General features: G+C 72.7%; 5 protein-coding genes. 1 reads left to right on the forward strand and 4 read right to left on the reverse strand.

The features are described 5' to 3' along the window. Positions 1–187 precede the first annotated feature (187 nt). Positions 188–1,231 carry an alpha/beta hydrolase gene (locus IEY36_RS11550; RefSeq protein WP_188967217.1) on the reverse strand — a complete coding sequence of 348 codons (1,044 nt, stop codon included), beginning with the start codon at positions 1,229–1,231 and terminating at the stop codon, positions 188–190. A gap of 90 nt (positions 1,232–1,321) precedes the next feature. Here IEY36_RS11550 and IEY36_RS11555 point away from each other — a divergent pair, with 90 nt between their 5' ends. Then, entirely contained in the window at positions 1,322–2,695 is a 1,374-nt protein-coding gene (locus tag IEY36_RS11555) for an MATE family efflux transporter (RefSeq protein WP_188967218.1), read from the forward strand. 257 nt (positions 2,696–2,952) lie between these two features. On the opposite strand, the gene IEY36_RS11560 is transcribed toward IEY36_RS11555, so the two are convergent. From IEY36_RS11560 to IEY36_RS11570, 3 genes are all read right to left on the reverse strand, one after another. Continuing rightward, a complete protein-coding gene (locus tag IEY36_RS11560; protein WP_188967219.1) occupies positions 2,953–3,702 on the reverse strand; it encodes a dienelactone hydrolase family protein in 750 nt (249 codons plus the stop codon). 26 nt (positions 3,703–3,728) lie between these two features. Further along, positions 3,729–6,104: a serine/threonine-protein kinase gene (locus IEY36_RS11565; RefSeq protein ID WP_188967220.1), complete on the reverse strand. Its 2,376-nt coding sequence runs from the start codon at positions 6,102–6,104 to the stop codon at positions 3,729–3,731. Between the two features lie 172 nt (positions 6,105–6,276). Next, positions 6,277–9,273 (reverse strand): CHAT domain-containing protein, encoded by a 2,997-nt coding sequence (locus tag IEY36_RS11570; RefSeq protein ID WP_188967221.1) that lies wholly within the window; start codon positions 9,271–9,273, stop codon positions 6,277–6,279. Between the last annotated feature and the right edge of the window lie 3 nt (positions 9,274–9,276).

The raw sequence follows: 9,276 nt of genomic DNA on the forward strand, positions 1-9,276 counted from the left end.
AGTCGGGCGCCGCGACCTACGCCTGCATCGCGCCGATCAGGCCGACAACGAAGGCCGCCGCCACCGCGACCGACCCAAGACCGAACAGCACCCGACGGACAACCATTGGCAGTTCACCCCGTTGCGGCCGCCCGACCGGCGACTGCCGCGTTATGCCGGTGAACCCATTGCCCGACGATGAAGCGGTTCAGCTTGCCGGTGCTTCCTCGAGAAAGCCCTGCACGGTCTGGAACAGTACGCCGCGATTGCGTTCCATCAGCATCGTGTGGGTGCCTTCGCCCAGCATCACCAGCCGCTTGCCGGGGCTGTTGACCAGCAGCGGGAAGATCGTCGCGGCCATGGAAGGCGGCGTGTCCTGGTCCCATTCCGCCACCACCAGCAGGGTCGGCGCGGTGACTTTGGCCGGGTCCCAATAGGGTCGCCCCGCCTGGTTGTACTCGCGGCTGTCGAGCAGCACGCCATTCGGCGCCCGCAGTACCTGCGGGTTGCGGCGCAGCCCCTCGGGGTCGGTCGCCCAGGTCACCCCGGCCCAATGTTCGAACCAGCCGGGCGGGATCAGCCCGGCGCGCTTGGCCTCCGGCACGCCATTCATCCAGCGCGCCCGGGCCTGCGCCTGGGTCACCATCCGGTAGGCGCCGAGCGTCTCCCCGGCGCCGGCCGTCGCCGGGCTCGCGCCCTCGCGCAGCCAGGGCGGGGCGAAGAGCACCAGCCGCTCGACCAGCGTCGGGTTGTCGGCGGCGAAACGGCCCATCAGCGTGCTGCCCCAGGACCAGCCCATATGCATGATGCGCGGCAGCGAGCGATGGCTGCGGATGAAGGCCGCGGCGGTGCCGATATCGGCGATCGCGACATCGCCCCGCACGATCGGCGGATTGGCTTCCGGCGGCTGCGACATCTCGGGCGGCCGCGTGCTGCGGCCATAGCCGCGGATGTCCAGGCACCACACATCGAAGCCACGCCCGGCCATGTAGTCCATCCAGGACAGCCCGCCGAGCGGCACGTCGAAGGCCGTATCTGCCGGATAGGTCGCGCCATGCACGAACAGCAGCGTGCGGGACGGTGCGAAGCTGGTCATCGTCTCCTGCCGCTTGTTGCGCAGGAAAATATCGATCCCGACATCCCCGGCCGGCACCATGAATTCCTCGGTGACGATGGCCGGCGCTTGGGCGACGGCGGCACTGGCGAGGAGCGGCGCGAGTAGGGGTGTGGCGATCATGGCACGTCGATTCATGGCGGCCTCATTGAGCAGGTGCCGCATAGGATAGCGCGGCGGGTGGCGGCGCGCACCGTGCCGACCTAAAGGGTCCGCATGCAAGCCACGATGAATGATGCGCCACGGCCCGGATGGGCCACAGAAGCGCGGGCGACGCTCTCCCTGTCAGGCCCCATCGTCCTCACGAATCTGTCACAGATGGCCCTCGCACTGACCGAGGCGCTGCTGCTCGGCCGCCTCGGCACCGACGCCTTGGCGGCGGGGATGCTCGCGACGAGCCTGCACTTCGCTTTGATCGCGCCGGGCTTCGGCCTGGCGCTGGCCGCCGCGCCGCTGCAGGCCATGGCGCGCGGTTCGGCGCGACTGCCTGGCGGTGCGGGCCGCGGCTGGCTGCACAACATGCGGCGGGCGACGCGGGCCTCGCTATGGGCGGCCGGGCTCGCCATCCTGCCGGCCTGGGTGTTGTTGTGGAACGCAGCGGCACTGCTGCGCGCGCTCGGCCAGGACCCCGTGCTCGCCGCCCTGGCGCAGGACTACACCCGCGCGGCGATGTTCGGCATGCCCGGCTTCTGCGCCTTTATTGCGTTGCGCGGCTTCCTCGCCGCCATGGAACGCCCGGCGGCGGCGATGTGGGTCGCCATCGGCGCCGTGGCGCTGAACCTGCCGGTCGCCTGGCTGCTGATCTTCCCGGCCGGGCTCGGCATGCTCGGTGCCGGCCTGTCCATCACCATCGCCGAGACCGCGATGCTGTTGGCGCTGCTGGTGCTGATCCGGCGCGACCGGGTGTTCCGCCGCTTCCGGCTGCTCGGCCGCGTCTGGCGGCTGAACCTGGATTGGCTGGGGCGCGTGGCGACGGTGGGGCTGCCGATCGCCGGGTCCATGCTGCTCGAGATCGGCATTTTCAGTGCCGCCGCCTTGGCGATGGGCTGGTTCGGCGCGGTGGCCGCCGCCGCCCATGCCATCGCGATCCAGACCGCCTCGACCACCTTCATGGTGCCCATGGGCATCGGCCAGGCGGCGACGGCGCGCGTCGGCCTGGCCGTCGGCGCCGGCCGGATGGCCGATGCGGCGCGGGCGGGCTGGGTGGCGATCGGCCTCGGTGCCGGCTTCATGGCGGCGATGGCCGCGATGCTGTTGCTCGCGGCGGGCTTCATCGCGCGCGGCTTCCTCGACCCGATGGACCCGCGCGCGGCGGAGGTCGCGGCGCTCGGGGCGACGCTGCTGGCGGTGGCCGGCGTGTTCCAACTCGCCGACGGGGTGCAGGTGGTCGCGGCAGGCGCCCTGCGCGGGCTGGCGGATACGCGGGTGCCGATGGTCTTTGCCGCAATCGGGTATTGGGTGCTGGGGCTGCCGGCGGGGCTGGCGCTCGCCTTTTGGGCGGGGCTGGGGCCGGCCGGGATCTGGATGGGGCTTGCCACCGGGCTCGCCGTGGTGGCGGTGCTCATGCTGGTGCGGTGGCGGCGGCTGTCGGCGGCGGGGTAGGGGGAACCAGAGGGGCTTTGCCCCTCCGGACCTCCCCACCAAAGGCCTAAGGGCCTCTGGACACCTCGATTTGGCGCCGGGCGCCCAGGGCGGGATCAGCGCCGAAGGCCGCCCATGTGCGCCGGGCGCGCATCGTCGATGCAGGAGGCCTGATCCGCCCAGCGCAAAAAGACGGCTTTCCAAATGACACTGTCATTTGCATTTGGTGGGGTGGTTTTGGAGGGGCAAAGCCCCTCCATGCTTCGCGCCATGTGCCGCTACCCGCGCGGCACCCGCGAGAGCACATCCAACATCGCCGCCCAATGCCGCTCCGCCGCCACCGGGTCGAACCCGCCCGAATCGGGCTGGGCGAAGCCGTGATGCGTGCCGGCGTAATGCTCGATGCGATGCGCAATGCCGCTCGCGCCCATCGCCGCCGTCACCGTCTCCGGCACGCCGGCGGGGATATAGGGGTCGTGCTCGGCGAAGCAGAGATAAGTCTCCCCGTGCGCGAGGCTGGGTATCCATCGATGCGGGCTGTCCGCCGCCTCGGTCACCATGCGGGTGCCGTAGAAGGACACCGCCGCGGTGATGCGGTCCGGCGCCTCGGCCAAAGCCTGCAACGCGAAACGCCCGCTCATGCAATAGCCGACCGCCGCCCCCGGCCGCGCCGCGGTGACCCCCAGCGCATCAAGCATCGCCGGCAGGTCCACCCGGAACTGGTCATGCCCATAGCCACGGGCGAGGGCGAAAATCCGCTCCCGCTCCGGATTGCCATCCTGGCTAAAGGCGGCGCGGTCAAAGCCGACCTCCCGCAGCTGGCGCCAATACAGGTTCGGCAGCAGGGCTCGATACCCGGCGGCGGCAAGGCGGGCGGCCATGCCGTGCAGCGCCGGGCGCACCCCCGGGGCATCCATCAGCACCAGCACGGCCGGTGCCGATTCCGGCGCGATGGCGGGCGCATAAAGATGCGCGTTCAACACGCCGTCGGGTGTCGGAATCTCGATGGCGGTCGCGGTGATGGCCATGCGCGAAGAATCTCCGAAACCGGCGATCAGCGCCGTTCCACCGTCTCGACCACCACTGGCCGCACCACGACGCGCGTTCCATTGGCCCGCGCGGCGCGCAACGCCGCCGCCAGCGCCGCCACATAGGCCGCCTGTGGTTCCACCACCGGCCGCGGCGTACTGAACAGTGGCCGGTCAGAGACAATGACGACGGCAAGGTCGGTGCCAAATGGCTCGTCCACCGTCCAGCCGGGGAAGTTGCCTTGCGGTTCGCCCAGGCGGATCTGCGCACTCGCCTGCTGCAGCGTGGAGGGGACGAGGTTCGCCACTTCCCCCGAATGCATGAAATAGGCGACGTACAGATGCGCGGGCCAATCCGGCATCAGCACGTCCAGGCGCATCAGCTCCTCCTTCTGGAGGGGCTGGCGGCCGATCACGGAGACCGTCGGCGGGACGCCGGCCGGGCTGAGCATCGGCCGCAGCAGGTCGAGCGCCTCGCAGAAATTGCCGTCGAAGGGCGTCAGCTCGAGCCGCGCCGCGTCCTCGGGCACCCCACGCTGGGTCAGCGCCTGGCGGATCGAGGCATCGTCGCCACGGCGCACCACGCCGGCGAGGGTGAGGTCATGGTCGGTCACCGACCAGGCGATCAGTGAACAGGGGGTGGAGACGGCGATCGCCTGCGCCGCGGCGCGCAGATCGAGCCGTGCGATCGGCGTCTGCTGGCGCTGCGCCTGCTCGCGGGCGATGCGGTCGCGTTCGGCCTGGTCGCGTTCGGCCTGGTCGCGGGCGGCCTGATCGCGCGCCGCCTGTTCTCGTGCGGCCTGGTCGCGGGCCGCTTGCGCGCGCGCCGCCTGGTCTCGCGCGGCCTGCTCGCGTGCCGCCTGTTCACGCGCCGCCTGCTGGGCGGCCTGCTCGCGCGCCAGGCGGTCCTGTTCGGCCTGGGCGCGTGCCGCCTGGTCGCGGGCCGCCTGGTCGCGCATCGCCTGTTCGCGTGCCGCCGCCTCACGCGCCGCGGCCTCGGCGGCGACGCGTTCGCGCTGCGCCTGCTCGCGCGCCGCCTGGTCGCGGGCGGCGGCTTCGCGGGCGGCGGCGTCGCGCGCGGCGGCCTCGGCCTGTTCGCGCGCAGCCTGCGCCGCGGCCTGGCGCTGCGCGGCGGCTGCGGCGGCTTCCTGTTCGCGTTGGGCGGCTTCCCGCGCCGTGGCTTCGCGGGCGGCGGCTTCCCGGGCGGCCGTCTCGCGCGCGGCAGCGTCTCGGGAGGCCGCCTCGCGCGCTGCGGCTTCACGTTGCGCGGCCTGCCGGGCAGCCGCTTCGCGCGCCGCGGCGTCGGCCGCCTCGCGCGCCACCTGCTCCTGTCGCTGGCGTTCGAGCACCGCGGGGTCCGGCCCCGCCCCGGGGCCGAGCAGGAAGAACCAGGCCGCCGCGGCAGCCACCACCGCCGTTCCGGCACCGCCGACGATCAACCCGACCGGCGCGCCCTTGCGCTCGGCCGCTGGCGGCGCGGCTGCGGCCGGCCGAGGCGCGGCAGCCGCCGGCCGCGCCGAGACCATCGTCGCATCCTCGTTCAAGCCGGGCAGGCCGGGCAGCGCGGCGGGCTCCGGCGCCGGGGCGTTGACCGCCTGGCGGATCGCCTCCCCGAACTCGGCGGCCGAGCGGTATCGGTCCTCTGGCCGCTTCGCCAGCGCGCGGTTGATCACGGCGTCGAAGCCACGCGGCGTGGTGACGGAAAGCTGCGAGGGCGGTGGCGGCTCGGTGTGCAGCGCCTTGTGCATCACCGCCGAGAAGCCGCCCTCGAACGGCTTCTCCCCGGTCAGCAACTGGTACAGCATGACGCCGGCCGACCAGATGTCGGCGCGCAGGTCCACCGGCTCGCCGCGGAACTGCTCCGGCGCCATGTAGGACGGCGTGCCGATCAGCGTGCCGACCTGCGTCATTGAGGAATTCTCGAGCCGGGCGATGCCGAAATCGGCGATCTTCACCTGCCCGTCGGTGGTCATCATGATGTTGCCGGGCTTGATGTCCCGATGCACCACGCCGCGCTGGTGGGAATACTGCAGCCCGGCGCAGACCTCGCTCATGATCCGCACGATGTCGGGAACGGTGAAGCGCTCGTGCTTGTCGATGCGGCCCTTGAGACTGCCGCCCTCGACCAGTTCCATCACGATCCAGGCCTGGGTCGCGTTCTCCCCGTAGTCGTACACGCCGACGATGTTGGGGTGGGACAGCCGGCCGGCCGCCTGCGCCTCGCGGCGGAACCGGGCATGCGCCTCGACCGCCTCGGGGTCGCTCTCATTCGGCCGGTTCACCACCTTGATGGCGACGCGACGTTCGATGATGCGGTCCACGGCGTCATAGACCGTGCCCATGGCGCCGGCGCCGAGCGTGCCGCGCACCTCGTATTTCTGATTCAGCTCGGCTGGCAGCATGGGCTGACGGGGTCTCCGGCGTCCGGCATCGGTACGCCCTGCATGCTACAGCCTCTCGGCGGGGATGTCGTCAACACCCGGCTCCCGAGGCCAATGCCTCGTGATCCTGGTCGCTGACAGCCGCCCCGCCTGGTGCCGCGGCGCAGCACAGCCGCGATGGGACAGTCGTGCGTCACAGACGTGACGGAGAGGCGGCGGCGGCGCGCGGCCCCGGCTGCCCGCCACGCCGCCCGTCGCCGATCAGCACGAAGGGCGCCCAGTAATACGGGTGGGCGAAGATGGCCGGCAGGTTCCGCCCCGCCTCGTCCAGGATCAGCATCTGCGCCCCGCGCAATGCGGCGGAAGACGTCGCGCCGGATTGCTGCCGCCGCAGCGTGTCGGCGACGGTCAGCGCCGCGGCGGCGTCATCCACCGCCCAATGCGTCACCATCAGCCCGCGCGCCCCGGCATAGAAAAAGGCGCGGGCGAGACCCGACAACGCCTCGCCACCGCCTTCGCCACCCGCCCCGCCGGTATTGCAGGCCGACAGGATCACGAGGTCCGCATCCATCTTGAGGTCGAGCACCTCGCTCGCCTTGAGGAAAGCGGTATCCGCTGAGGCCGCGCCGGCCGGCGGCGAGGCGACGATCGAGGGCTCCGTCAGGCAGGACAATTCCCCCGGCAGCAGCGCATGGGTTGCCAGGTGCACGACGCGGAACTGGTTGAGCGGCTGGTGCCGCAAGGAGGGAAAGGTGAAGGCCGTGCCCAGGATCGCCCGGTCGGGTGTGGCGCCAAGCATCTGCTGCGAGGTCAGCACCTCCGCCCGCGTCCCGGGCAGTCGCCCCAGCCCGGTGGCAAGCCTGGCGTCCCGCCCGCATCGGTCCGCCGGGAAGGCGCGCGCGAACTGCGCCGCCGAGGGCGGCACGAAATCCCCGAAGCCGATATATGGCATCGGCGCCGTGGAGCCGGTCCCGGCCGCGCGCAGCGTCACCAGCGTCTGCGGGCTCGGCACATGCACGATGGCGTGGTGGCGGATCAGCCAATCCGCCCCGCCCAGCGCATCCGGGTTGGCCGGGCGTGCCAGCAGCATGCCGAAGGGCACCGCCAGTAGCGGCCCGTCCGGCGCGACCACTAGGTTCTCCGCGCCGTCGATCATGCCGGCGAGCGGTGTCACGAGGAGCTGGTGCAACTCATACGCCGCCGCGGTGTCGAAACGCGGCAGGCCGGCAGCACCCAATTCGGAGGATTGGCGCAGGCGGGTGACCAGCGCGCCGACCGCCTCCTCGCCCAGCGGGATGCGGCGGGCATCGACACGCCCGTCGCGCACCGCCATCACAAATCCCTCGCGCGGCCCGAGCAGCATGGTCAGCAGCGCTTCTCCGCGACCGAGTACGCGGGCGACGCTGTCCGCATCGACCGAGGCGAGCAGCAACTGCCGATAGCCCGGCGCGGCGGCGGAAACCTCGCTCTCGGCCGAGGCGCGGCGCTGCTGCGCGGCGGCGATGCGGTCATCGAGCGCCGTATTCTGCCCGCCGCTGGCATCGCGCTCGGCGAACAGCTCGCGCAATTCGCGGTCGGCATCCTGCAGCCCGCGCACCGCGCCCTGCACCGCCGGATTGCCCTCCGCCACGCCCAGCCGGGCCGAGGCCTGCTGCACATAGCGCGCCGTGGAGGAGCGCTGCGCCAGCTGCGCGGCGCCGAACATCTCCGCCCGCAGCGCCGGGGCGAAGCCCGGACTGGCATTGGCCTCCTGGTCCAGCGCGTCGAGATAGGCCACCACCAGCGGCACCGCGAGGCCGATCTGCCGCGCCCGCAGGATCGCCGCGCCGGCGCGGAAGGCGGCCAGCGCCTCGGTCCGGCGGCCGGCGCGGATGCGTTGCTGGCCGGCGAGGAACAGCGTCACCGCCTCGGGCCGCTCGCCGGGGGCGGCGGCGCCGAAGCGCCCGGCGGCGCGTTCGAGCATCTGCGCGGCGACCTCGGTGCGGCCCAGCCGGATATCGGCCCCGGCCTCGCTGCGCATCGCCCGGCCGACCATCATGGCGGGTTCCAGCCCGGCACGACGCAGCACCTGGCGCGATTCGTCGATCACCGCCTGGGCTTCGGACGCACGGCCAGCGCGCACCAGGGCGACGGCCCGGTTGCGCTTCGCCTCGGCCAGGCCGAGCACTGCCGACTGCACCACCGGGTCGGAGACCAGGCTGATCGCCTCGGCATCGCGCGTCGCGCTCGAGGCCGGGATGAGCGCGCCATAGGCCGTCTCGGCCTGCAGCAGCAGGCCGATCGCGGCGGCCGCGTCGCCGGCGTTCAGCGCATGCAGGCCTCGATAGTGCAGCAGGCGGGCCGGCGTCGCCGGGTCCGCCGCGGCCGGGGCCAGCGCGGCGGCGCGGTCGAGCAGCACACCGGCGTCGGCCAGCCGCTTCTGGTTCGACAGATTGACCGCGAGGAGCAGCATCGCCGTCGCGGTATTCGGGTTGTCACGCCCGAGCACGCGTTCCTGCACCGCCAGCGCGGCGCGATAAGCATCCTCGGCGGCGGCGAAATTCTCGGTCTGGTTCAGGTCGCGCCCCAGCGCCATCAGCTGTTCGTAGCGACCGACATCCGAAGCACCGAAGGCGCCTGCCGACAGCCGCGCCACCGCCAGCTCCAGCGCCGCCGAGCGGCCGCCCGCGCCGCCCGTGGCCGTCGTCTGGCCGGTCGCCAGGCGCTCGATCACCGGCAGCGACGTCGCCACCCCGTCGGCGACCACCGGCCCGGACGAGCCGGCGACGACCAGTGCGACATGCGGCCAGCCGCCGGCCCGCCGTGTGCAAGCGAGCAGCCGGGCCTCGACCCCCTGCGCGATGGTGGTGCGCGTCGGCGCGCCGCAATTCACCCGCTGGTCCAGCCAGGCCCGCCACAGCCCTGAAGCCGCGATGGAATCGAGGTCGGCAGCGGTGGTGCTGCCCGACATCTCGATCACCCGCGCGGCGGGCTGCGACCAGCCGCCGCAGAACACCTCCCGCGCGCGCAGCACCGGGCGGTCGGCGGGTGCGGCCCGGCCGGGCTGCGCTTGGCAGGCCTCGTTGCGGGCATCCGTGCCGGCCGGCTCTCCGGCGGTGGCGGTGGCTGAGGTGGTCACATAGGCGTCGGGCGGCGGCTCCGTGCAGGCGAGCAGCCCGAGCAGCGCAGCGAGGGCGATCAGCGGACGCACCGG

The sequence above is a fragment of the Neoroseomonas lacus genome (genome assembly GCF_014644535.1).
Taxonomy (GTDB): domain Bacteria; phylum Pseudomonadota; class Alphaproteobacteria; order Acetobacterales; family Acetobacteraceae; genus Neoroseomonas; species Neoroseomonas lacus.

Coding starts and splice junctions, on each gene's coding strand:
- IEY36_RS11560 (WP_188967219.1), bottom strand. CDS start 3,702: ATGGCCATCACCGCGACCGCCATCGAGATTCCGACACCCGACGGCGTG.
- IEY36_RS11555 (WP_188967218.1), top strand. CDS start 1,322: ATGAATGATGCGCCACGGCCCGGATGGGCCACAGAAGCGCGGGCGACG.
- IEY36_RS11565 (WP_188967220.1), bottom strand. CDS start 6,104: ATGCTGCCAGCCGAGCTGAATCAGAAATACGAGGTGCGCGGCACGCTC.
- IEY36_RS11550 (WP_188967217.1), bottom strand. CDS start 1,231: ATGAATCGACGTGCCATGATCGCCACACCCCTACTCGCGCCGCTCCTC.